The organism is Pedobacter sp. CFBP9032 (assembly GCF_034045265.1).
In the GTDB taxonomy this organism is placed as follows: domain Bacteria; phylum Bacteroidota; class Bacteroidia; order Sphingobacteriales; family Sphingobacteriaceae; genus Pedobacter.
This window is the reverse complement of the sequence record NZ_JAXCWE010000022.1, coordinates 1-24291: the sequence shown is the minus strand read 5'-3', so window position 1 is coordinate 24291 and position 24291 is coordinate 1. Positions and strand designations below refer to the sequence as shown.

Sequence of the window (24291 nt, the reverse complement as noted above, 5' to 3'; positions counted from 1 at the left end):
AGTATTAATCGCGACTAATTCAACTTATGAAAAGGCATTTATTATTTCTATTCTTACTTTCAGCTGTAATTACTGCTTGCAATAATACTAAAAGTGATTCTACAACATCCAATGTAAAAACCAACACCAAGCAAACGCTTACTGGTAATTTTTACAAGCGCCTGGAAGGAACAATTGCAGGTAAACCAGTTGTAATGCATTTGCAAAGGCTTAACGGCGATATAGACGGTGATTATTATTACGATGGCTCCTGGTTGAATTTATCCACAGATACTGTAATTGGTCAGGATAGTTTAGTGCTTGCTGAATATAGCTTTTACAATTCTTATTTTGAGCAAGATGCGAAAGAGCCCCGTATTTCTTTAAAATGGACAGGCACCGGTTTTAAAGGAACCTGGAAAAGTGGCGATGGAAGCAAGACTTTCCCGGCAATTTTAGAGGAGAAATATCCGGAAGGTAGTTATCAGTTTACCACAGGTATTTATAAGGATTCGGTGAAGGCTTATCCAAGTAAGACAGATTCTCCAATTGCGCAAATTACTTTTGAATATCTAAAGGCAACAAATAACGATGATGCCGGGAAATGGATCGAGGGTGAGTTAAAAAAAATATCAGGATTAAGATCTGATGTTGATCGTGAAATTAGCTTCAAAGCCGTCTCCGCTGCTTACCTAAAAGATTATAGTGCTGAAGTTGCTAGTCAGCAAGAAGGTGATAGAAGTGATGGCGAAGATGCCTGGCTAAATTATACCAATAACAGCCAACAATCAATTTTGTATAATGATAATGACTTTTTAGTTGTCGATTTTCTGGCTGATGCCTATACTGGTGGCGCTCACGGAAATTATAGTAGCCTCTTGTATTGCCTGGATGTTAAAAATAAAAAGCAGATGGTGTTAAGTGATGTTGTAAAAATTGACTCCAATAACCTCCAAAAATTACTGGAGCAAAATTTAAGAAAACAATACAATATCAAAGCGAATGAAAGTATAAACAAGGTTTTGTTTGATGATTTTCTGAAGCCTAATAAGAATTTCTATTTCAATGCCAAAGGTTTGGCGTTTATGTATAATCCTTATGAGGTGGCGAGTTACGCTCAGGGACAAATAGTGGTCTTCATTCCTTTTAGTGAATTAAAATCTTATCTGGTTCCTGCTTTTGCGGAAAGAATTGCCGCCAAATAGTTAGAATCAGCTTGTCAGGATTTGGAATTGAAGGGATGTGGATTTGAAATCCACAGATATTAGGATCGAGATTGCAAATCTCGACCAACATCTTAAATGTGTATCCCGCTCATTTCATAGAATGCGCAGATTTAAGAGATTGTGATCAATAATAGTTTAACGGATAATTAGAGTTCCTAATAGTGAGGTATAATGATCTACAAAATATCATTGATTAAATATTTGTTTCCATTAAAACTCAGTTCTTCCCCTTTTTTTGAGCCGATGAAGACCCTTCCGATTGGAGCTGCTTGCGATACTGCGATGAATTTTTGTCCCTCAACATTTAATTCGCCCGCACTGATGCTGATATAAAAATTTCCGTTAGAGGTTAAAACCAGACTGCCATTCTTCACTTCTTTGGCTGCATCTACATTTTCAATTTGCTGTAACGCAATTTTCTGCTGACCAGCTTCATATAACAACTTGCTATTCCGATCCATTTCCTGTTGCATCATTTCACGTGTGGTTTCATATTTATCGCCTGCGCTACTTTTAGTATCATCATTGGATGCCTGGCGGGCTTGCAACATCGAATATTCTATATTTTCAATCCTGTTTTGAATAAAAGTTAAGCAAAGCTGATAGAGTTGAGATTTTAAGGTAGACATATGGTATTGTTGAATAAATAATGAGCAATAGAAAATGGGAAGTGGGAAATAGATAATAATGAGATCATTGGATTATTTACGCGGTAACAAAGCTTGATCCAGAATCCCTTTTATTTTTTCCTCAGTGAGATCATCGAGGGGACTAGTCAATAAAATTTTCATTTGGGTTCTTTTTTCTCGCAGCAAATCTTCGTATTTAATCTTGTTTACCTCAACAAAACTATGTGAGGTTGATGAAACTTTTTAAAATCCAAAGATAGGCGAACACGTTGCCTTTATGGTAATAAAAATGCATTCCATATTCCCAATGTTCAGTGAAACTGTTAAAAGCCACCAAAAGCGACCTCGAATATCGCAGACCACTATTAATAGGTTCATCTTTTACCGAGAATAATGATCCAATGGATTTATCGGAAATTTTGAAAAGATACTTGTAATATAAACTAAAGACTATAGCCTCCAGACTTTGGACTTTCGATGCCAAACTCCAAACTTAAACCTACCCTTCCATCCAGGTTACCTTTTCTTCTATTGAGGTTCTATTTGGCGCCCAGGGTTTTTCATTATGATAGCCCATGTAAAACAACCCGATACATTTTTCATTTTCCTTTAAACCCAAAAATTCACCTAGATCATCAATTAATGGCGGCGAGCTCCAGTAAGCACCAACCTTTAAGCTTTCGGCGGTTAAGGCCATGTTTTGAACGGCACAAGAAACCGCGGCCAGTTCCTCCCACTCCGGTATTTTTCCACTAACCGCCATATTGATGGCAATAATGCAATCAGATTGACTTGTTTTTTCGGCAAAGCTATCGTACTTTTTTTGAAGGAACTGATGTGCAGGTACCAGTTCTTTGTATAACTTCCCAAGCGCTGCTCCTAACTTCGCGAGACCAGCTTTTCTGATTACTGTAAAGCGCCAGGGTTGGGTGAGTTTATGTGTCGGTGCGTAGTTTGCAGTTTCCAGGATCTGGTTGATTACCGCTACAGGAATTTCTTTTTTGATATAACTCGCCGGGAAAATACTCCGGCGTTCTTTAATCACTTGTGATACGATATCATAATTACTCATGTGGTAAATATAAGGTAAAAGGCTAAAAAATGAAAAGACTAAAGCGGAAAGCTTAAAGTCAAAGTTAAGACATAGCGTATTTACAGCTGTAACAGAATGCTCTACTCCTCATACTTTCTACTCGAGACTTGATACCCTATATTCGATACTTTCGACTCTGTAATTTCTACTTCCGGCCTGATACTCATTAACCGACATTATTTAAGCTGTTTTCTGATTTGTTTAACCTTTGCGAAAAAGGCAATACTTTCTTTTTCTACCAGAAAATCCATAGTTTGAATCAGTTCTTCCTTAATCCATTGATGCTTATCAATCAAATTAGCCAAGATATTAAGGCAATGAGATTTGATGGCGACGGGAATTTTTTCGTCTATTAACCAACCAAAAACGGCATCGACTAAATCGTCAGTTTTATATGATAAAATAACGCCCTTAATTTCTGGAGATACTTTCTTACCGGTAATGCCAGCTAAAATTTTAGCAAAAATCCTTAAAGCCGACTGATTTGTCTGCAAAGAAGAACGTTTTAGAAATGTTTCGACGTGTGGTAAAAATGAAGCTTCATGATTAGAGTAAACCTGTTCTAATACCCAAGCGGCTCTGAATCCGATCTGCTGATCATCATGAAAACTACAATCAATAATTTGCTGGATAGCAAAGGCATCATCAGCGCAATTCCTGCCCAATTCTACTACATTGGCTTTGCCAAGGGGTATCTCTAAATTATCAATTAAGTTTTGCATTAAAAGTCTTAGAAAAACAGTTTAAAATGAGGCGAGAAAAATAATTTTTTAGCCAAAATGGTTCCTAATATCAAATTTAAAAACTTTTCCATATCAGTACAGACAGTGCAATTGGATTAGCTAAGAACAATCCTTTTGAAATACTAACACCGAAAAGTCCCCCGTTCAGTGTTAGTATTTTATTCAAGCAGGTTATGAGTAACTTTCCCTAAGCTTAATAAGCGGTTTGAAACTAATATTTTGGTATTAACACTTGTTTATTAAGATGTTAAGTCCTAACTCGTAATACTCCTATCTTTTTAATTTTCCACTATTGTATTCCCAAAAATATCTTTTCTGGATACACTTATGGTTTTCCCATTCCCATCTTCTACAATGTCATTACCAAATATATCCTTCTTGTAAACTCTTAAAGTTCTACCCCTCCCATCCTCTATTATCGTATTTCCAAAAATATCTTTTCTTGCTATACTTACAACATGCCCGGCTCCATCTTCAACAATATCGCTACCGAAAATATCTTTTTTGTATACCCGAATCGTTTTTCCACTTCCATCTTCTACGATGTTATTACCAAAAATATCCTTTTTAAAAACGCCTAAAGTTCTGCCACTGCCATCTTCAACGATATGGTTCCCAAAAATATCTTTTTTGTATACTCGAATAGTTCTCCCATTTCCTTCTGCTACTACTGTATTTCCAAAAGCATCCTTTCGTCCGGTTAAGGCTTCCTCATTTGAAAAGTCTTCATCAGCTAAGCTTTCACTATCTCTTTTCCTTTTATCTAATGTTTGTCCGCTTTCTGTTTGGATAATAGTGTTTCCAAAAAAGTCTTTGCTTTGTTTTCCAATTACCGCCCCTGATTCATCTTGTAAAATGATATTATCGAAAAAATCTTTTTTCTGGATTGCAACTGTCTTATCATGTTGATCAACAATAATAGTTTTGCCAAAAAAATCTTTCTTTTGCTTACCAACAGGTTTATCGTTGGCATCGACCAGAATGGTATCTCCAAAGAAATCTACCTTGTACTTGTACTGAACGTCTTGACTATACCCAATAGCCGAAACTGCAGACATGAGAATGCCTAGTGTTAATTTTTTCATAAGATTATTCATTTGTGTGTGACACAAATTAGAAAAAATAACAACAATAAATGAATCTATTTTTTATTTAAAATCTCTGCAAGCCGCATGGTAAGTGGACTTCTAATTCGAGGACTGAAAACAATGAATTACTTTTATCGCAGCCAACCTTAACCTACTGGTTGGTGTCTCACCAACCTGCTTAAGTTCTACCTCATCAATCTATTCATTGAATTTATAAGTACAAGTTTTTATGTTGCTGAAACACCAACCTATAGACGAATGATCTGGTAACGCGACGGGTTTTAATTGCCAAAGGCACAAGCTGGAGTAACCTAAACCCGATTGAGCGAAAATACTTTTTATGTTTTTCAAGGTTACTAACTCCAATTAGCAAAACGTTGGTAGGGTTAGTAACTCGACATAAAAAGATTGCAGTGAAAGCGGGACTGCATGCGCCATTATAGCTAAACTTTCATTTTCAAATTACTAATCTTAAACTATCTACCTTTTTACCCTCAACCTTTTTCCCTATCTTTGCGGCTTATTTATTTATAGTATGATTTCAGTTTCTAATTTATCTTTACGCTACGGCAAACGCACATTATTTGAAGACGTTAACTTAAAATTTACCCAGGGCAACTGCTATGGTGTAATTGGGGCTAACGGCGCAGGTAAATCTACTTTCCTGAAAATTTTATCGGGTGAGGTTAACCAGACTTCGGGTAGTGTAGCCTTTACTCCAGGCGAAAGAATGGCTGTTTTGAAACAGAACCACTACGAATTTGATGACGTTTCGGTGCTTGAAACCGTAATGATTGGACATAAAGAACTTTATGCCATCATGAAGGAAAAAGATGCCATTTACATGAAAGAGGATTTTACAGAGAAAGACGGCGAACGTGCCGGCGAACTCGAAAACATCTTCGCAGAGATGGATGGCTGGAACATGGAAAGCAATGCCGCCACCATGTTAAGTAACCTTGGCATTACAGAAGATAATCACCATAAACTATTGAAGGAATTAGATAATACACAAAAAGTACGTGTATTGCTAGCTCAAGCATTATTTGGAAATCCTGATATTTTATTATTGGATGAGCCAACCAATGATTTGGACATTGAAACCATTGCCTGGTTAGAAAACTTCCTTGCCGATTACCAAAATATTGTACTGGTGGTATCTCACGACAGGCACTTTTTAGATGCTGTTTGTACGCACATTGTAGATATTGATTTTGCGAAGATGAGTATCTATACCGGTAACTATACTTTCTGGTATGAATCTAGTCAGCTGGCGTTAAAACAACGTAGCGATCAGAACAAGAAAATGGAAGATAAGGTGAAGGAGTTACAGGAGTTTATCCGCAGGTTTAGTGCAAATGCATCTAAATCCAAGCAGGCAACTTCACGTAAAAAAGCTTTGGATAAAATCGATATTACCGAGATTAAGGCCTCAAGCCGTAAATACCCTGCCATTATTTTCAATAATACCGGTCGTGAGGCGGGAGACCAGATTTTACAGGTTGAAAACTTAGGTAAATCTGGAAATGATGGTATTTTATTCGACAAAGTGACCTTTATGGTCAATAAAGGCGATAAAATAGCTGTCCTGTCACAAAACAGCTTGGCTACCGCAGCATTTTACGATGTGTTAACAGGTAGAACCACTGCTGATAATGGTGAATTTAAATGGGGTGTGACCATCAGCACGGCAGATATTCCGAATGATAATTCTGAATATTTCGACGGTAAAGATGAAAACTTGGTTGATTGGTTACGTGAATATTCCGGAACTGATGCTGATGAACAATTTGTTAGAAGCTTTTTAGGCCGTATGTTATTTTCTGGCGAAGAGGTTTTGAAGAATGTAAAAGTGCTTTCAGGTGGCGAAAAAATGCGTTGCATGTTCTCCAGAATGATGTTACAGCAAGCCAATTTATTGATGTTCGATGAGCCTACGAATCACCTGGATCTGGAATCTATCGAAGCCTTGAACAATGGAATGAAGGATTTTAAAGGTGCAGTCTTATTCACTTCACGAGATCACCTGTTAACGGAGACTGTGGCAAACAGAATTATCGAAATTACCCCAAAAGGAACAATTGATAAGTTGATGACTTACGATGAATACATTAATAGCGCAGATGTTGCAAAACTTCGCGAGGAAATGTATTCGTAACCGATACCATATTTAACCAACCAGCCACATGAAAGTTTCATGTGGCTTTTTTTATGAGAAAAAATTACCGCTACTGTAGCGTTTCCATCTCCTTAATCGTTTAACCTAAAAAAGCGTTAATGGCCATTAACCGATTTTATTTATAAAATTGATTTAACTACAACATGAAAACTAAAAACTACTTTGGCTTAACTTCAAAAATTATATGCACTTTATTCGCCATAACATTAACATTATCTGCCTGTAAAAAAGACTGGAATGATGATCCAATTGAAGCCGCGGGAATCGGTTTCATACATGCATCACCAGGTACTGGTCCATTAGATTTTATATTGGACAATCAGAAAATAGGCAGTTTTACCTATACCAATGATCGCGGATACTATGCTGCTTATCCAGGCACGAGATTAGTTGGGGTATCGAAAAAAGATTCCTTAAAATACCTCACCAATGGAACTGCTAACTTAAAAGGTGGCGGATTTTATTCTGTTTTTGTGGTTGATACCTTAAAATCTACTAAACTTCTATTGGTAGAAGATGATTTGAAAGCACCAGAGACTGATAAAGCAAAAATCCGTTTTATTAATTTAAGCCCGGGTTCTTCGCCTTTAGATTTAGCAATTGAAGGTAACCCTACTGCATTATTTACCGCTAAAGCTTTTAAAGAATTTACACCTTTTACTTCGGTTAACCCATCAGACAGTTACACTTTCCAGGTTAAGCAAGGAGGCAATGTAAGCGCGACGTTACCCGCTGTAAAGATTGAAAAAGGAAAAATCTATACCATTTGGGCAAAAGGTTTGAGCAGCAAAACAGACAGCACTAAATTTGCATTGGCAGTGATGACAAACAAATAATATCTCCCCCCGTTGATTTAGCACCATTCGATAAATCGGATGGTGTTATTTTATATTTTTGCAATAGACAAGCGTAAGCTCAAAATTAATCGAAATTAATAGGCCTTTACAGGAGTGATCAAAAAAATACTCAGATTTGAGGAGATTTTAAAAGGCTGTGTAAATAACAACAGTAGCTGTAAGGAAATGATGTATAAATCATTTTATGGCTATTTAATGGGCATTATTTTAAGGTACACAAAAAACACTGCAGATAGCGAAGAGCTTGTAAATGATACGTTTATCAAAATTTTTAAGAATGTTTCAGGATTTAAACCACCGCTGAACCCTGAAGAGTTACAACGGTCTTTTAAGGGATGGATCGCACAAATCGCATCCCGAACGGCAATAGATAAAATCAGAAGTTCGAAAGCGCATTTTTATGTTGATGATTTACAGGAAGATCAGCATCCGGTTACACAAGTTTCTGTCGCATCAGATCTTCACGTAAACGACATCATGAATTTATTAAATCATTTACCGGATACGCAAAGACTGGTGTTTAATTTGTATGAGATCGAAGGATTTGCACACGACGAAATCTCTAAGATTTTAAATATCCCAGAAAGCTCGAGTCGCGTTTATTTAACCCGGTCGAAACATAAATTAAGAGCACTTTACACCAATACGTTAGTGGGTTCATATAAAAAAAATGGATAAGGAATTAATAGAACATATCACCACCCAATTACAAAATCATGAGGAGAATTATGCTCCTGGTGCCTGGGAGCGCTTTTCTAAAAAAGAAGAAAAGAAGCGTGGTGGCTTTGTTTTATGGCCACTGTGGACTGCCGCTGCAATAATTCTGGTTTTATCAGGTTTATTTTTATTTAATCATGAAGATAAAATAAATAAGAATGTTATTTTAAAATCTAAAACAAACCACACGCATTCACAATCAGCAGCAACAAAAAAACACGATTTAATAGATGGTCAGCTTGCAGCTGAGGAACCAGGCATTATTGTAGATAATAACGAAAATTCTTACCGCACACAAGCTGAAAATACGACCAAATCGCCATTAAATATCATTGAAAATCAAAATCCGGTTTACCTAGCTAACCAGGTTATCGATAAAACAGTTACGCCTAAAATCAGCCCTGTCGAAAATAATACAAATGTAGCAGCAGCCAATAATGGCGTAGTGAATACCGAAGCAAAAGTGCCGCAGGAAAAGCCAAATGCTAATAATAAAATGACATTCGAAGACTTACTGGCATTAGACAGTAAAACAAACCAGGGAAAGAATGCTCAAAATAAGGGAAAGCAAAGCCAGAGGTGGCAACCAGATGTTTATGTAGCACCTTCTATGGGTAATGATAGCAAAGTGAATATGAATTACGGATTTTCATTGTCGTATGCTATTGCAAATAAATTATCAATTAGCTCCGGCGTTTCTTACGCATCAGTGAGTTCAATGGAATCTCAAAATGCAAGTGCACCTCAAAGCTTATCTGGTAGAAACCTGGAATCTGTTAATGCTAAGGTGAGTGGTATTAATGTACCGCTTGAATTGAGGTATAAAATCTCAGAAAAGCTGTATACTGGTGTTGGGGTATCTGCCTTGGCGGTAATTAACAACTCACAGCAAAATACATACATTGTTAACCAGGTTCAAAGTTTGTCCTCGCCATCGGTTAATGGAACAACAGACATTAGAAGCTTTATTGTGGCAGAAAAACAAACGGAGCCGCAGCCAGAGGCTAAACTTGATCCGGATAAATATATCGGCTTCTATAATTTCTCGTTGGGCTACAAACAAAAAATATCTAAAAAGAATAACATTGCAATAGAGCCTTTCTTAAGGCTTCCAATGAAAACTTTCTCCAGAGAAAATCTAAACTTAACCAATGGTGGCTTGCGTTTAAAAGTAGATTTTTAACAGTGTAGCCAATCATTTACCGCTTAAGCATCGTCTCTTTTGTATATTTGTAACCAGATTATAAATTAATATGAGATCATTAGCCTTTTTTTTATTCATATTTATTGGATTATCCGCTAAAGCACAGCATGATCCAAGCGACCAGATGGACTCTCCTAACTGGGATATTATTGGTGGTGTAAAAATTAAGACGGTAAAACCTACTGAAACTTACGCCATCTATAATCCTTCCATTCAAAAATATGAAAGCAAGGCATTTGAGCTTTCTGGTTATATCGTCCCCATTAAAGATGGTATGAAACAAACGAAGTTTATGCTTTCTACTTTACCAATTAACCAGTGCTTCTACTGTGGCAAAAATGGAATTCCAATCATGGTACTGGTGGAAATGGCAGAGCCGATAAAATTTACTTATCAACCCGTTACGGTGAAAGGAACGTTGAAGCTAAATAAGGGTAATGCGATGAATAATCCTCCGGTTGAGCTCACCGCTTCGAAGTTATTATAAATAAAAAATCCCGATCGAAATCGGGATTTTTTATTTATCTATCTAGATATTTTCTTTTATAAAGACCTAGTGAGCAGCATGTCCGTCTGCACCATGTGCATGTCCATGAGCCAATTCATCCTGAGTAGCCTCACGAACGTTTAAGATGGTTCCGCTAAACAATAAATTTTTGCCAGCCATTGGATGGTTTAAATTTACAGAAACCGTTTCATCATGTATAGCCGTTACGCCAGCTCTGAAGCTGTTTCCTTCATTATCTTGCAACGGGATTACTTCACCAACTGCAGGAACCTCACCGCCAGCATCAATAAACATTGATTTTGGAAGATCAGCAAATGCACCTGGATCGATATCTCCGTAGCCATCAGCTGCAGATAATTCGAAACTATATTCATCACCAGTTTTAGAACCAGCTAAATGCTCTTCAAATTTAGGCAACATCATGCCTACGCCATATAAAAATACTAAAGGATTTTGCTCGTCTGCTTTCTCAACAAAAACTTGTTGTCCTTCTTCGTTGGTAGTGTGCAATTCATAAGTTAATGCAACTACTGAGTTTGGTGAAATATTCATTCAGATTTTTTTTATTGTAAATACGTTAATGCTTCCTCAACAGTGCTAACCGGCAACTGGCATACTTTATTTCGGCAAATATAAACTTTTGTTTCATTGCTTTGCTTCCCTTTTAACAGCGGTAAGTTACTTTTTGTTCCACCCAATGTAATTTTATTAGGAATATAATGATTGCTTAACTCCAATTTAACTACATCAGTTTCTAAACCAGTTATTGCAATCTCGTTTACACCATAAATTTCGTTTAGCAATAAAATTGCCCAATTGGAGTAAGCAGAGCCGTAAGTTTTTATTTTAGGATGAACCGCGGCCAACATTTCTGCTGCCTTTTCAGTGTATTTTTCTTCATCAAACAGCAAACCCAGCTTTTTAAAATTTAAAGCCATAGTAGAATTTGCTGCCGGAATTACATTATCCATCACTTCATGTTTGCGGGCAATCAGGCTCTCACCTGCTGCAGAGGTATAAAATAACATTGGCGAATCGGCATCGCTGAAGTTATTTAAAACATAATCTGCCAGTGATTTTGCCTCCTCAAGCCACTTTTCATCAAAATCATATTCATACAAAGCAATTAAAGCTTCGATGAAAAATGCATAATCATCTAAGAATGCGGTGATAGATGCTTTCCTATTTTTATAATTGCGATACAAGCCACCCACTTCAGATTTCGCATTTTCGATAATAAAGTTGGCAGCACCTGCTGCTTTCTGATAATACAGATCGTGACCTAATATCTGCGCGGCATCTGCAAGGGCTTTAATCATCATCCCATTCCAGGCAGTAAGGCATTTATCGTCCAGTCCTGGTCTCACACGTTTGCTTCTTACCTCCAGTAGTTTGGCTTTCGAATGGTTTACCGCATCAAATAACTCATCTGCGGAAACACCAAATTTATCCAGAAGGGCTTGGTCATCAACTGTTTTCCTTAAAATATTTGTTTGTTCTTCTTCCCAATTCCCCTCTTCCGTCACGTTGTAATAATCTGCCATTAATGCGGCATCACCTCCCAAAACATGATCAAATTCTTCTTTATCCCAGATGTAAAACTTACCTTCTACGCCTTCGCTATCGGCATCTAAAGCGGAATAAAACAATCCATCAGGCGAAGTCATTTCATTGAAAGTCCATGCAATCGTTTCAACAGCTGTTTGTCTGAAAGAATCAAATTTTGTGCACTGATAAGCTTCCATATATAAGCTAATTAGCTGTGCATTATCATAAAGCATTTTTTCGAAATGCGGTACATGCCATTTATCATCTACAGAATAACGTGCGAAACCTCCGGCCAGCTGATCATAAATCCCACCCCTGCTCATTTCTTCCAAGGTGTGGCAAACGGCTGTAAAAACAGATTCATCATCATTGAGGAAGCCATAGCGCAACAGGAAGATCCAATTGTTAGGCAATGGAAACTTCGGCGCACGGTTATAGCCTCCATAACCGATATCAAAATGACGTTTCCAGGGTTCAATGATTTCTGTTAAATGGGTTTGGTTATAAGTTTCCTTCTGCTGAACGGCGATTACTTTTTCGCTATCATTTATCCCGGCGGTTAATCTTTCTGCATATTCAATGGCTTTATCAGGCTCGTTTGCCCAAAGTGCAGCCACATTTTCTAATACATTAATCCAGTCCGTTTTACGAAAATAAGTGCCTCCGTAAATTGGGCGCTGATCTGGTAGACAGATACAATTTAACGGCCAGCCACCACTGCCTGTCATGAGTTGAATGGCATACATGTAAATTTGATCAATGTCTGGTCGCTCTTCGCGATCAACCTTAATGCATACAAAATGCTGATTCATTACTTCTGCAACTTCATGGTTTTCAAAGCATTCTCGTTCCATTACATGGCACCAGTGACAGGCTGAATAACCAATGCTCACTAAAATCAGCTTATTTTCTGTCTTCGCTTTTTCTAAAGCTTCTGTACCCCATTCATACCAATGCACCGGGTTATAAGCGTGTTGTAACAGATAGGGAGAGGATGCGTTAATTAAATTATTGGATTCTGAATGTGTATTTGACATGAAATAATGATTACAATGTTAAACAAGTAAAGCTATAAATTATCTACAATGCTGCTCGGTTTTAGTTTTGTTTTTCTATTTTAGATGGCAACCAATCTATCTCCATGGAATTAAATAAAAACGATTTATTCAATTTTGTTAAGAAAATTATTATTCAATCGCACCTGAAAGTTTACCGGACGGCAAATCCTGAAGTCACTGAATCGTACTGGCAAATAGGTAAGTTGATTGTGGATGATGATCAGCAAGGTAAAGCCCAGGCAGATTATGAAAAAAGCACATCAAAGAATTTATCGCAACAGTTTACAATTGGATTTGGAAAGGGATTTAATGAAAGTAATATTAGCACTTTCTTCAAAGCATTTCCAATTTATGATGCATTGCGTCGCGAATTGAGTTGGGTGCATTACATACTTTTATCCCGAAGAGCAAACCTTACAGCTCCAGCCTTTTACCTTTAACCTTAAAAAAATGAAAATCACCCATACCGAAATATACCGCTTCAGCATCCCGATGGAACCTTTTGTTATTGCAACGGGCACCATGCATTTTGCACAAAATGTGCTCATTAGAATTTATACTGATGCAGGCATTCACGGAATTGGCGAGTGCTCTGCTTTCCCGATGATTGTGGGCGAAACTCAGGAAACATGCATTGCCATGGCAAAAGATTTTGCAGCGATTTTAAAAGGGAAAGATCCATTGGAGATTCCCGAGCGGATGAATGATCTTTTAGGCTATGCAGATCATAACAACACCATCAAGAGCGCATTCGACATGGCTTTATTTGATATTGCTGCAAAACACGCTGGCTTACCGCTCTATAAGTTTCTCGGCGGAACGAAAAGAACCATCGAAACCGATATGACTATTGGCATTGATACACCCGAAGGAATGGCGATAACGGCACTGAAATATAAAAGTCATGGTTGCAGGATCTTAAAAATCAAACTGGGAAAAAAAGTTCATGACGATATTGAACGGGTAAAACAAATTAGAACCGCCGTTGGCGAGGAAATGACTCTGCGATTGGATGCCAATCAGGGTTGGAGTTTTGATGATGCCTTATTCGCACTGGGAGAATTGGAAAAATATAATATCGAATTTTGTGAACAACCCATGCGTACCTGGTTTGATGATAAATTACCTGAGCTAAATTTAAATTCTCCTATTAAGTTAATGGCTGATGAAAGCTGCTATAACCACCATGATGCCCGAAAACTCATTAATAGCCAGTCGACAACTTACTTAAACATAAAATTCTCTAAATCAGGCGGAATTTTGGAAGCACAAAAAATTCATGAAGAAGCTTTACAAAAGGGAGTGAAATGTATGATTGGAAGCATGCTGGAAAGCCGGATTGCTTTAAGTGCAAATTTACATTTTGCCTTAGCAAGTCCGAATGTGGAGTTCTTTGACCTCGATACCGCCTTGCTTGGTCATCTAGTAGATCCTGTAGTAGATGGCTTAACTTATAATGGTTATTTTCTGGATGTACCGGAACTTCCGGGAATTGGTGCAGAAGCCGATGAGTTTTTTCTTGAAGAATGTGAAAGTTGGAGCATTTAGTTGATTAGGCATTAGTTTAATAGTAAATTGGTTTGAGTGCAAGAAATACCCCTTTTATTAACAGGTCACATAAATATCATTGTTGATCAATTTATCCTCCTGACCAACAAAATAATGACTAATGAACCAACATTTCCACAAGCGCGGTACTGTCACCATTAAAAGCATTGAAATCTACCACGTGACCAATGCCATTAATTTTAGCTTTATCAGAATGTTGCCAGAACTTCCATCGGCTTTTATCCAAGCGCAATTTCGGCTGATAATAATGTGCAATCCAAAGGGGATACTCGTCTAATTTGCCTTCGAGATTGTCTTCATAAAACTTTAAACCAGTATAAATGATTGGCCTTACGCCGGTTTTCATTTCTACATAAGTGAGAAAATCTGAAAGCTCCAGCCTCATTCTGAGTGGTGTTACACCATCTAAAGTCTCTATATCGACCACAGGAGGCAAATCTCCTTTTTCTACGGTAGCTACCTGCAAAAAGAACTTCGCTTGTGCCCTACCGCTTTTTTTAGGTCTGAAAAAGTGATAAGCACCGCAAATTATTCCCGCCTTTGGGGCTTCGCGCCAATTGCGTTGAAAATAGGGATCAACTTGTAAAATTCCTTCGGTAGCTTTGATAAAGGCAAAACTAATTTTAACCTCATCTTCTTTCATCGCTTTTACCTTGTGCCAGTTTATTTTACCTTGATAATAGGAAACATCAATGCCATGCACGGTATATTTCTTTGGTATTTTGATATTAAAACTTTTATAAGTGCGGTAATCTGGATTCTGTCCCCAATCTTTTATCCATCTCCACGTGGCGACAAAACCATTTAATACATAGCCATAATAGAAAGGAGATAGCAAAATTAAAAGTAAAGCAGCAATAGCTACCTTTATTTGTGGGGAAAAGAATCCAGGCTTTTTTTTCTTTCCTGAAGGTTTTCGGGCAGTTGGTTTTCTTTCAACAGGTTTTCTGGTTACTATTTTTTTTTCGGTAGGAATTCTTTTCTCTGGCGGCATATCTATTCTGCTGCTAAATTGAGTAAAATCCTTTTAAATAAGAAAATCATTCTCTTTGTTTAAGAATATTCGATTTTCTTAGATGCATCGTTTAACCCGTTAGCCCATTTCCTCAATGAGCACTAAAGCCGGGTTTCCCATTCGCAAAATATTTAAAAATTAAGTCTTTAGTGTATTTTCCTTCTAATTTTACCCGCTCTAATAAGTTTAAAGAAGATGCTTCATAAGCTAAAAAATTATGCCTGTAAACTTTAATTTCTGTAGTATAATAAAGATCGTCTACCTCAACATCACCAATATTCACCTTTATCTCCTCAAAAATCCATTTGTATCGCTCAGATTGCGAGATAATTTCTTTCATCTTATCGAAGTTAAAATTAATCAGTGTTTCTATTTTCCGGGGTGTATTATCATTTCTCTTCTTTTCACTTAGATTTACCGTAATTTCTTCCGGAATATAGGTTACATCATTACCTAACTGACTGGCCAGATTAAGCATGATAAAAACCTGCGGTTCCTTAATGAGTGCCCTGTTTAAGGTTTCACTTAATACAATATCCACCTCAGTGTTCGGTAAAATATAAGTTGTTGCATCGGTAATTTCAATCTGCCTCACATATGCCCGCAAACCAAAAGCATCAATCACATTAAGCAACTTGCTATGGCTTGTTTCATTAATTTCAAGTAAAGTAAACTGAACTTCTTCTGGGCTAAATTGAACCATTACAGGTAGGGCCAATGTTGCAAAAGGGCCAGTACCAGCATAGAGAATGTGTATCGGACCACTCTTCTGAGCCAGTTTATCCTGAATAGCTAAATACAAACCCCTAACAAAACGTTGAGTTCTCAACACTTCTTTCACACAATTGGCCGCCCAGAAAGTTCCAATTGCATTGCCAAATTTTAAGTTGATATGGTTTCTTTCTTCAGTGTCATTTGATTCTATTTCACCAATGTCAAATAACAACTTAGTATAAGCCGTTATTGCTGGTGCGAGTTTATCATGAAAATCTTCTGGTTGAAGTATATCGTTACTAATCCTTTTCAGTTGTTCTTTTAAATGCTGAGTTTGGTACATTAATTTAAATTGCTTAGATCGTTAAAAAGATAACCGAAAGATAAAAAGAATAGCAAAATTTTCATCAGATTCCATCTAATTTAACTTTAAAAAAAACAGGCAGTTAAAATAATATTTAGCATCAAATCTCCATTGCTTTAGTACTTTTGTGCGCTGGAAAAAACAACATGTTCAAACTCATACTAAACACCTACAAATCTTCCTTTAGCGGCTTGAGCCGCGAAACCTGGCTCCTAAGTATTGTAATGATGTTTAACCGATGTGGCAGCATGGCTGTTCCGTTCATGGGACTTTATGTTACTCAAAGTTTGCATCGAACAGAGATGGATGCAGGCTTAATCATTACGCTTTTTGGTGTTGGTTCTATATTAGGATCGGCCACTGGCGGAAAACTCACGGATATGATTGGGTTCAGACCCGTACAAATCCTCTCTTCGATTATCGGCGGAATACTCTTTATTGTGTTTTCTACCATTACGCATTTTTCTACTCTTTGCATTTTGGCTGTGGTAATCAGTTTTTTTTCTGAAGCTTTCAGACCTGCAAATTTCACCGCAGTAGCACATTATGCCAAGGAAGATACCATCACCAGATCCTACTCTTTAAACAGATTGGCCGTAAATATTGGCTGGTCAGTTGGGATCAGTATGGCCGGAATCATTGCTTCGATTAACTACAAACTGCTATTTATCGTGGAAGGATCAGTGAGCATATTAGTGGGCGTAGGCATCATGTTTCTTTTGCCGAAAGTGCAGGGATTTATAAAAAAGGCAAAAGAAAACCGCAGCAGCATGGTTATTATGAAGCCATGGCAAGATACTTTCTATGTCAAGTTTATTCTATTAACAACACTTTTTATTACCTGTGCCTTTTTAATGTTTAGGGTGGTTCCTGTATTTTTTAAGGAAGAATGGCAAATAGATGAATTTGCCATCGGAATTATTATTGGCTTGAATGGCGCAATTATCGCCCTGTTCGAGATGATCATGATCAATAAGATAGAAAAGAAAAAATCGCCAATGTTCTTTATCATTATTGGTTCCATTTTTTTCGCTATCTCTTACCTATTATTAAGTGCGCCGATCATTTTTCATGTCATAACCGCAGTGCTCACCATCATCACTTTCACTATTGGAGAAATGTTTGTTCTGCCGTTCATTAATACGGTGGTCATTAGCAGAAGTAATGAGCATAATCGGGGATTATATGCCGCTGGCTATACTTTGAGCTGGTCTTGCGCACAGGTGGTAGGGCCCTTTGCAGGCTTTTATATCGCCAGGCACCTCAGCTACAACTGGCTTTGGTTTGGTTTAGCTTGTGTATTGATGGTATGTGCTTACGGATTTAGTTTACTGGATAAGAAGCAAGAGAAAGCCATTCTAAATCCGAATTAATTTTCGTTCCCGGCTGCTAAACCGGGAACGAAAATTAATCTATTTTACTTTTTGGGCTTTAACTCCGTCATTGGTAATTTTCACCGGAAGGATCATGCCATCAGCATCGAATTTCATCTCATCTATACAGGTTACGCGGTGATTCCCATTGGTTTCTGTTAAGGGTCGGCGATGATAAACGATACGGTAAGTATCTTTTTTCTCGTTGATAATCACAGAGTGATGCCCTGCGCCAGTCGCAATCGCTGGATCTTGTTTCAAGATCTTACCCACTCTTTTAAATGGACCAAAAGGTGAATCACCAACGGCGTACGCTACGGAATAATCTGGACCAGTCCAGCCACCCTCGCTCCACATGAAATAGTATTTACCATTTTTGATAAACATGTAAGGGCCCTCCACATAATTATCCGGCGTAATTTCTTTAAAAATGGTTCCATCTTCGAAAGGTAAGAAACCACTAAAATCTTTATTCAGCTTTGCAATATTACAGTGTTTCCAGCCACCATAGATAAGGTAATACTGTCCGTCTTTATCTTTAAAAACAAACTGATCTATCGGTTGTGCACCATTGTGAAACTTATCGACCAAAGGTTTCCCTAAGTGATCCTTATATGGACCTTCTGGTCGATCTGCAACTGCAACTCCAATCCCACCTATTTCCTGATCATTCTGAATATCATTGGCTCCGAAAAAAAGATAGTACTTTTTATCTTTCTTTACGATGGCTGGCGCCCACATGGCTTTGTTTGCCCATTTTACTGCCGAAGTATCTAAAATATGGTCGTGTTTTTTCCAGGAAACCAAGTCGTCAGATGAAAAGGCATCTAAAAAAACCTGCTCTTTATATTTGGCGGAGAAGGTAGGATAAACCCAATATTTATTATTAAAAATGGCTGCATCAGGGTCTGCATACCAGCCTTCAAATATAGGATTACCGGACCGCTGAATCGTTTTAGTAGACTGAGCAAAAGAGGCAAATCCTGCTAAAATTAAAAGAGATGAGATTGAATATTTCATGGGGTACAATTTATAAAAAATTATGGGCTTTCATATTATTCTTAAAATGAAAGAAAAACCTTTTTGTAACCGAACCATTAGATTGAATGGTCGTATCGAGAAGTAAAGACCAGTATCTAGACGATAAAAACCCGCATTAATGAGTGGTTGGTTAGGCACCAAGCATTTGGTTAAAGTGATGGTCGTAGCATTTCACTACGACCAGTATTTTGACTTCGTAAAACTTATTTACTTAATTCAGCAAAATATTTGTGGAACAAAGGCAAAGTTTCGATGCCTTTATAATAGTTGTAAATATCGTATTTCTCGTTTGGAGAATGCAGTGCATCACTATCTAAACCAAAACCAAAAAGCACCGATTTAATTCCCAATACATCTTCAAATAAAGCTACAATCGGAATACTTCCCCCACCCCGGGTTGGAATTGCTTTTTTACCAAAGCTATCTTCTATTGCTTTTTCTGCAGCCTGATAAGCCACGCTATCAGTTGGTGTAACTACTGGTTCACCCCCATGGTGAGGCGTAACTTTTACTTTCACATTTTTAGGTGCAATGCTTTCAAAATGTTTAGTAAAAATTTCTGCAATCTCTTCAGAGCTTTGATTAGGTACCAAACGCATCGAAATTTTTGCATTTGCTTTACTTGGTAAAACGGTTTTAGCACCTTCGCCAATGTATCCGCTCCAAATCCCGTTCACTTCTAAAGTTGGTCTTGTACCCGTCCGCTCCAAGGTAGAATAGCCTTTCTCACCCCAAACCTCTGCTATATCAAGATCTTTTGTATATTCTGCCTCATCATATGGCGCAGCATTTAAAGCTTTTTTCTCCTCATCAGTCAGTTCCACAACCTGATCATAAAATGCAGGAATGGTAATGTGGTTATTTTCATCATGCAGGGATGCAATCATCTTGCAAAGAATGGTTGCCGGATTGGCTACCGCTCCACCATAAACACCAGAGTGTAAATCACGATTCGGGCCAACCACCTCCACCTCCATATAAGCTAGACCACGCAAGCCAGTCTCAATTGATGGATGCTCCATGCTGATCATTGAAGTATCAGATATTAAAACAACATCAGCTTTTAAGCGATCGGCGTTTTCTTTAACGAAAATACCAAGATTTGCAGATCCAACTTCTTCTTCACCTTCGATCATAAATTTCACGTTACACGCAAGTGTATTGGTTTCCATCATCAATTCAAATGCCTTAACATGCATATAAAATTGTCCCTTATCATCACAGGCACCACGGGCATAAATTTTACCATCGCGAACAGTTGGTTCAAAAGGCGGAGTATGCCAAAGCGCTAAAGGATCTGCAGGCTGTACATCGTAATGACCATAAATTAAAACCGTTGGCAGTGAGGAATCAATTATTTTTTCACCATATACTATTGGATATCCAGCGGTAGGGCAAATCTCTACTTGATCTGCGCCAGCATCTTTCAACTTTTGGGCAACGTAATCTGCAGTTTTTAGTACATCATCCTTATATTTTGGATCGGCACTCACCGATGGAAAACGCAATAATTCGAACAACTCATCTAAAAAGCGTTGCTTGTGCGTTTCTACATAATTTTTAATCTCTTGCATAACAAAATGAATTTAGACAAATATAGGGTTTTAGCGCAAAAGGCATCGGCCAATATATGAATTGAGACAGAAGCCCTCTAAAATGATCAGGCTAAAAACGTTAAATTTTTATCATGTTATTATAAAGCTCATAGTGAAGTTCAACTCTAGATCATGCAGAAATTTAGATTAAGAAAAATAATTTTCATAAATCGTTTTAACCCATTTTTTCGTAAATTGCGCCTTAAACAGATATCCTAAAAACCCTACCAGAATGATCATTTGTAATGAAATTTAGCGCAAGATTAATTTCTTTTCTGCTGTTGCTTGTTTCTTTAAGTATTTCTGGTGTTACGCTTGCACAGAATCCGCCCCGGGTAAGCTGTCCTGAAGCTGCCAAATTCTATGCAAAAGACAGTATTAATATTGTAACTTTCGGAGCCAGTACCGTTGAAGGTGTAAATGGTGTTGGTTTTCAAAGCATGCTCAAAAGTAATTTTGAAAACTGCTATATCAATAAAATCGTTGATATTACCAATCAGGGAATTGGTGGTCAAACTACGCTTCAAGGATTATTAAGAATTGATAATTCAGTAAGAGACCGGACGGGTTTTATTGTAATATCAATGGGAATTAATGATGCACTTGCTATTAGTAATGGCAGAGGTAGCCTGGCCGAATCGGAGTCTAACATGCGCCAGCTTATCACGGTTAGTTTAAAACAAAACCTAATTCCCATTATCTGCACCCTGCAAAACGTTGATGACCGAAACAATGCACCATTAATAGCCGTAAATGCAAATATCAGGGCCTTAAATGCTACCTATAGAAGGTTAGTAACCGAATATAAATTGTACCTGGCCGATGTAAATGCAGCAGTAAGGAGAGATTTCAGTCTCTATCAGGATGCATTCCATCCAAACGCACGGGGTTACAGACTCATCAGCTATGTGATATTTGATGCCATCAATAAGGCTATCTTTGATAAGTTCCTAATGTTCGTTGTATCGCAAAACTACCCAAACCCTGCTTCTACTCAAACATCTGTAGACATCGTTTTACCAGAAACCGATAAAATTAATATTCAGATTTTCGACACAATGGGCCGCCTGGTTAAAACCGTTGTTAATGAATATTTAAATACCGGAAAGCATACACTTGAGATCAATACAACTTCTTTTGCTCCTGGAGTTTACTTTTTCAAAATCACGTCAGACTCTGGCAAATATAATAGTGCCAAAAAATTTATTGTTGCGAGGTAACTTAAATAGCTACAATTAATCTAACAAGCGATTAAATTGTTTTTATATTTAAAGCCATGCCTACAGAAAAATTCACCAACGAACCAATAGACATCGGTACGCTTCCTCAATTTGAAGAAATTATTTTAAGAAAGCCTCATCCAGACTACTGGAAAATCATTTGTATTAACCTCATATTGTTTTTTGTACCATTAGCTATTGTAACTACTTTACTCTTATTTTTTGTTGATGATTTCAAGGCTTATGCCATATTGATCATCAGCGTTTATATTTTAATTTTATTCGTTTCTTTCCTGCTTCACTATATCGGCTTTAAAAAACGAGGTTACGCCGTGAGGACTAAAGATATTATTTATAAAAGCGGAATCATTTCCGATTCTACAACGATTGTTCCGCTAAACCGAATCCAGCATATTGAACTCAATGAAGCTGTTTTGTCCAGAATGTACCATTTAGGTTCCTTACAGATCTTTACTGCAGGTGGCCATACCGGGCATCTGAACATTTCGGGTATTCCGATAGCAGAAGCGAAAAGCCTCAGAGACTTGCTGCTTAGAAAACTCAATTTAATTGAAAATCTTTCTACTGATGCAGAGGCTTAATATGGATAGGGATTTTAGTCAACCCCAGCGTGAATCTGCCTTTGGTATTATTGTAATGGCCGTGCACACCATTGTAAAAGTTACAAAAGCACTGTTTTTCTTCCTGATTTATGCCTTTATTAAAATGGGTGGCACATACAGCCGCTATACGCTCCTTGGAATAGGTGTTGTGATGCTGCTATGTCTTATCTACGCCTATTTCTCGTATCTTAAATTCACCTTCTTTTTGGATAAAGACAAGCAGGAATTTGTGGTAAATAAAGGAATTTTTAACCGGGATCAAATCATTATTCAGCTCGATAAAATTCAACAGGTAAATATCAATCAAAGTATTCTCCAAAAAATTATCGGCGTTTATGGCTTGAAGATAGATACGGCAGGTGCTAAAGGTGAAGAAGTAAGTATAAAAGCGATAGATGAGGTTTCTGCTTATAATTTAAAAGATCATCTGCTAAATAGCCGGATAGAAACATCGGGACAAATTCTGGAAGATACAGTACCTGATCAAGCTGAAGGAATATTAAAGATTAGTTCGTGGACTTTATTTAAAGTAGGGCTAACCTCCAACTATGGAAAAAGTCTGGCTTTAATTACTGCCTTCCTTTTATATTTGATTCAAGAAGCCAGGCATATTATGGAGGTATTCCATATCGATAGAGATATTGTAAAAAGCACGTTCTTGAGCTTTGCAACTATATTTTCACTTGCGATTATTGTTGGCATACTTCTTATTGCATTTTTAATTTTCAATATTGCCCGTACATTTTATAAATATTTTGAGCTGGAGATTATTCAGCATAAACATTCTCTCCTTCTATCATCCGGGTTAATTGCCAAAAGGAATACACTGATTAGTCCCAAAAAAGTGCAGGTTACCAGTTATAGCCAAAACTATTTTCAAAAAAAGCTAAATCTGCTCAACATGAGTTTGAAACAAGCACATTTTGGTGCAAATAAAAAGGGTGAAGAAATGCAGGGCAATATGTTAGAAATTGTAGGCTGTAATCCCTTTGAGCATGACGAACTCTTAAAAATGATTTTAGGAAAAGTACCACTAAAAGGCAAAACCCTCATCCCCGACTGGCGATTTATGAATCTGCCTATTTTCTTTAAACTGATATTACCCGTTACAATCTTTTTAATAGTAGCCCTTAAAATTCCGGAAGTAAAGCCATTTATCGGATTTTCCATTGTTTATTTCATTATTGGTTTTTTGATGATTTTTATTAGTTACCAGAAACACAGACTTTCAGTCCACCAGGAATTTATAATTAAAACCAGTGGTATCTGGGATATTTCCAACGAAATTTTAATACCGTCGAAAATTCAGGCCATTACTACTTCACAGTATCCGTGGCATAGAAGTATAGATGTTGGTCATTTATGCTTACATACTGCAGCTGGCCAAATCAGGTTTAAATACGGGAATTACTCCGAAATTAAACAACTTGTAAATTATTGGCTTTATCAGGTAGAAAGTGGCAATGAAGATTGGATGTAAAGTAAATATTTAAAAACGACAGCTTGTTGTTATTAAATGTCTTAAATGGTAAAAGTTAACCACCTTAGACACCTAAGCTAGATAGCAAATGTTTAAACGCCACGGCTTATATGTTCTTAAATGTCTTAGATGGTGAAAAAATTTAACTTTTTTGTAAAACATGTCGTTGATTTATTAACCACCTTAGACACCTAAGCTAGACAGCAAATTTTTAAACACCACGGCCTATATGTTCTTAGATGTCTTAGGTGGTGAAAAATTTAGCTGGTTGTAAAATACATCTTTGATTTTGTTAACCACCTTAGACATCTAAGCCAGACAGCAAAATCTTAAACACACGGCTTAGTTGTTCTTAAATGTCTTAGATGGTGAAAAAATTTAGTTAATTGTAAAATACATCTTTGATTTGTTAACCACTTTAGACACCTAAGCTAGACAGCAAAATCTTAAACACCACGACCTATATGT

General features: G+C 37.2%; 22 protein-coding genes. 12 read left to right on the top strand and 10 right to left on the bottom strand.

Translation table 11 applies throughout. From position 1 onward, the window contains the following. Positions 1–26: 26 nt before the first annotated feature. Positions 27–1184 (top strand): RsiV family protein, encoded by a 1158-nt coding sequence (locus SOM16_RS22620; RefSeq protein ID WP_320466274.1) that lies wholly within the window; start codon positions 27–29, stop codon positions 1182–1184. Positions 1185–1381: 197 nt separating this feature from the next. Here the strand turns inward: SOM16_RS22620 and SOM16_RS22615 are convergent, their stop codons facing one another. The 4 genes from SOM16_RS22615 to SOM16_RS22600 all read right to left on the bottom strand — a co-directional run bounded on the left by SOM16_RS22615 (position 1382) and on the right by SOM16_RS22600 (position 4755). Continuing rightward, positions 1382–1834, bottom strand: a complete 453-nt coding sequence (locus SOM16_RS22615; protein WP_320466273.1) for a 3-oxoacyl-ACP synthase — start codon at positions 1832–1834, stop codon at positions 1382–1384. A gap of 499 nt (positions 1835–2333) precedes the next feature. After that, the gene (locus SOM16_RS22610; RefSeq protein WP_320466272.1) at positions 2334–2906 is read right to left on the bottom strand and encodes a nitroreductase family protein; all 573 of its coding nucleotides are present in this window, start codon (positions 2904–2906) and stop codon (positions 2334–2336) included. Positions 2907–3103: 197 nt separating this feature from the next. Continuing rightward, positions 3104–3649, bottom strand: a complete 546-nt coding sequence (locus SOM16_RS22605; RefSeq protein ID WP_320466271.1) for a hypothetical protein — start codon at positions 3647–3649, stop codon at positions 3104–3106. A gap of 299 nt (positions 3650–3948) precedes the next feature. Then, positions 3949–4755, bottom strand: coding sequence for a hypothetical protein (locus tag SOM16_RS22600; protein WP_320466270.1), 807 nt, complete (start codon positions 4753–4755; stop codon positions 3949–3951). Positions 4756–5293: 538 nt separating this feature from the next. Between SOM16_RS22600 and SOM16_RS22595 the strand changes: the two genes are divergently transcribed. From SOM16_RS22595 to SOM16_RS22575, 5 genes are all read left to right on the top strand, one after another. After that, positions 5294–6916: an ABC-F family ATP-binding cassette domain-containing protein gene (locus SOM16_RS22595; RefSeq protein ID WP_320466269.1), complete on the top strand. Its 1623-nt coding sequence runs from the start codon at positions 5294–5296 to the stop codon at positions 6914–6916. Between the two features lie 164 nt (positions 6917–7080). Further along, a complete protein-coding gene (locus tag SOM16_RS22590; RefSeq protein ID WP_320466268.1) occupies positions 7081–7773 on the top strand; it encodes a DUF4397 domain-containing protein in 693 nt (230 codons plus the stop codon). 114 nt (positions 7774–7887) lie between these two features. Continuing rightward, positions 7888–8472, top strand: a complete 585-nt coding sequence (locus tag SOM16_RS22585; protein ID WP_320466267.1) for an RNA polymerase sigma factor — start codon at positions 7888–7890, stop codon at positions 8470–8472. Next, positions 8465–9694 (top strand): hypothetical protein, encoded by a 1230-nt coding sequence (locus SOM16_RS22580; protein WP_320466266.1) that lies wholly within the window; start codon positions 8465–8467, stop codon positions 9692–9694. Before SOM16_RS22585 ends, SOM16_RS22580 begins: the two co-directional genes overlap by 8 nt. A 70-nt stretch (positions 9695–9764) precedes the next feature. Then, positions 9765–10202, top strand: coding sequence for a hypothetical protein (locus tag SOM16_RS22575; RefSeq protein ID WP_320466265.1), 438 nt, complete (start codon positions 9765–9767; stop codon positions 10200–10202). A 66-nt stretch (positions 10203–10268) separates the two neighbouring features. Here SOM16_RS22575 and SOM16_RS22570 read toward each other — a convergent pair whose 3' ends face one another. Together SOM16_RS22570 and SOM16_RS22565 are read right to left on the bottom strand one after the other, a co-directional pair. Then, a complete protein-coding gene (locus SOM16_RS22570) occupies positions 10269–10775 on the bottom strand; it encodes an FKBP-type peptidyl-prolyl cis-trans isomerase (RefSeq protein ID WP_320466264.1) in 507 nt (168 codons plus the stop codon). Between the two features lie 11 nt (positions 10776–10786). After that, the gene (locus tag SOM16_RS22565) at positions 10787–12808 is read right to left on the bottom strand and encodes a thioredoxin domain-containing protein (RefSeq protein WP_320466263.1); all 2022 of its coding nucleotides are present in this window, start codon (positions 12806–12808) and stop codon (positions 10787–10789) included. A 104-nt stretch (positions 12809–12912) separates the two neighbouring features. Here SOM16_RS22565 and SOM16_RS22560 point away from each other — a divergent pair, with 104 nt between their 5' ends. Together SOM16_RS22560 and SOM16_RS22555 are read left to right on the top strand one after the other, a co-directional pair. Continuing rightward, positions 12913–13269, top strand: a complete 357-nt coding sequence (locus SOM16_RS22560) for a DUF1016 N-terminal domain-containing protein (protein WP_320466262.1) — start codon at positions 12913–12915, stop codon at positions 13267–13269. Positions 13270–13279: 10 nt separating this feature from the next. Then, positions 13280–14377 (top strand): mandelate racemase/muconate lactonizing enzyme family protein, encoded by a 1098-nt coding sequence (locus tag SOM16_RS22555; protein WP_320466261.1) that lies wholly within the window; start codon positions 13280–13282, stop codon positions 14375–14377. Between the two features lie 118 nt (positions 14378–14495). Here the strand turns inward: SOM16_RS22555 and SOM16_RS22550 are convergent, their stop codons facing one another. Together SOM16_RS22550 and SOM16_RS22545 are read right to left on the bottom strand one after the other, a co-directional pair. After that, positions 14496–15392: a glycoside hydrolase family 25 protein gene (locus SOM16_RS22550; protein WP_320466260.1), complete on the bottom strand. Its 897-nt coding sequence runs from the start codon at positions 15390–15392 to the stop codon at positions 14496–14498. Positions 15393–15504: 112 nt separating this feature from the next. After that, entirely contained in the window at positions 15505–16470 is a 966-nt protein-coding gene (locus tag SOM16_RS22545; RefSeq protein WP_320466259.1) for a hypothetical protein, read from the bottom strand. Positions 16471–16637: 167 nt separating this feature from the next. Here SOM16_RS22545 and SOM16_RS22540 point away from each other — a divergent pair, with 167 nt between their 5' ends. Beyond that, entirely contained in the window at positions 16638–17864 is a 1227-nt protein-coding gene (locus SOM16_RS22540; RefSeq protein WP_320466258.1) for an MFS transporter, read from the top strand. A gap of 39 nt (positions 17865–17903) precedes the next feature. On the opposite strand, the gene SOM16_RS22535 is transcribed toward SOM16_RS22540, so the two are convergent. Both SOM16_RS22535 and SOM16_RS22530 read right to left on the bottom strand, forming a co-directional pair. Then, complete coding sequence (locus tag SOM16_RS22535) at positions 17904–18884, bottom strand: glycoside hydrolase family 43 protein (RefSeq protein ID WP_320466257.1); 981 nt, start codon at positions 18882–18884, stop codon at positions 17904–17906. A 224-nt stretch (positions 18885–19108) separates the two neighbouring features. Further along, positions 19109–20479: a dipeptidase gene (locus SOM16_RS22530; RefSeq protein ID WP_320466256.1), complete on the bottom strand. Its 1371-nt coding sequence runs from the start codon at positions 20477–20479 to the stop codon at positions 19109–19111. 266 nt (positions 20480–20745) lie between these two features. Here SOM16_RS22530 and SOM16_RS22525 point away from each other — a divergent pair, with 266 nt between their 5' ends. From SOM16_RS22525 to SOM16_RS22515, 3 genes are read left to right on the top strand one after another with little or no spacing between them, the layout of a single operon-like run. Further along, positions 20746–21720, top strand: coding sequence for an SGNH/GDSL hydrolase family protein (locus SOM16_RS22525; protein WP_320466255.1), 975 nt, complete (start codon positions 20746–20748; stop codon positions 21718–21720). 56 nt (positions 21721–21776) lie between these two features. Beyond that, positions 21777–22322: a PH domain-containing protein gene (locus tag SOM16_RS22520; protein WP_320466254.1), complete on the top strand. Its 546-nt coding sequence runs from the start codon at positions 21777–21779 to the stop codon at positions 22320–22322. Beyond that, positions 22309–23823 (top strand): PH domain-containing protein, encoded by a 1515-nt coding sequence (locus tag SOM16_RS22515; protein WP_320466253.1) that lies wholly within the window; start codon positions 22309–22311, stop codon positions 23821–23823. Before SOM16_RS22520 ends, SOM16_RS22515 begins: the two co-directional genes overlap by 14 nt. The last annotated feature ends 468 nt before the right edge of the window (positions 23824–24291 follow it).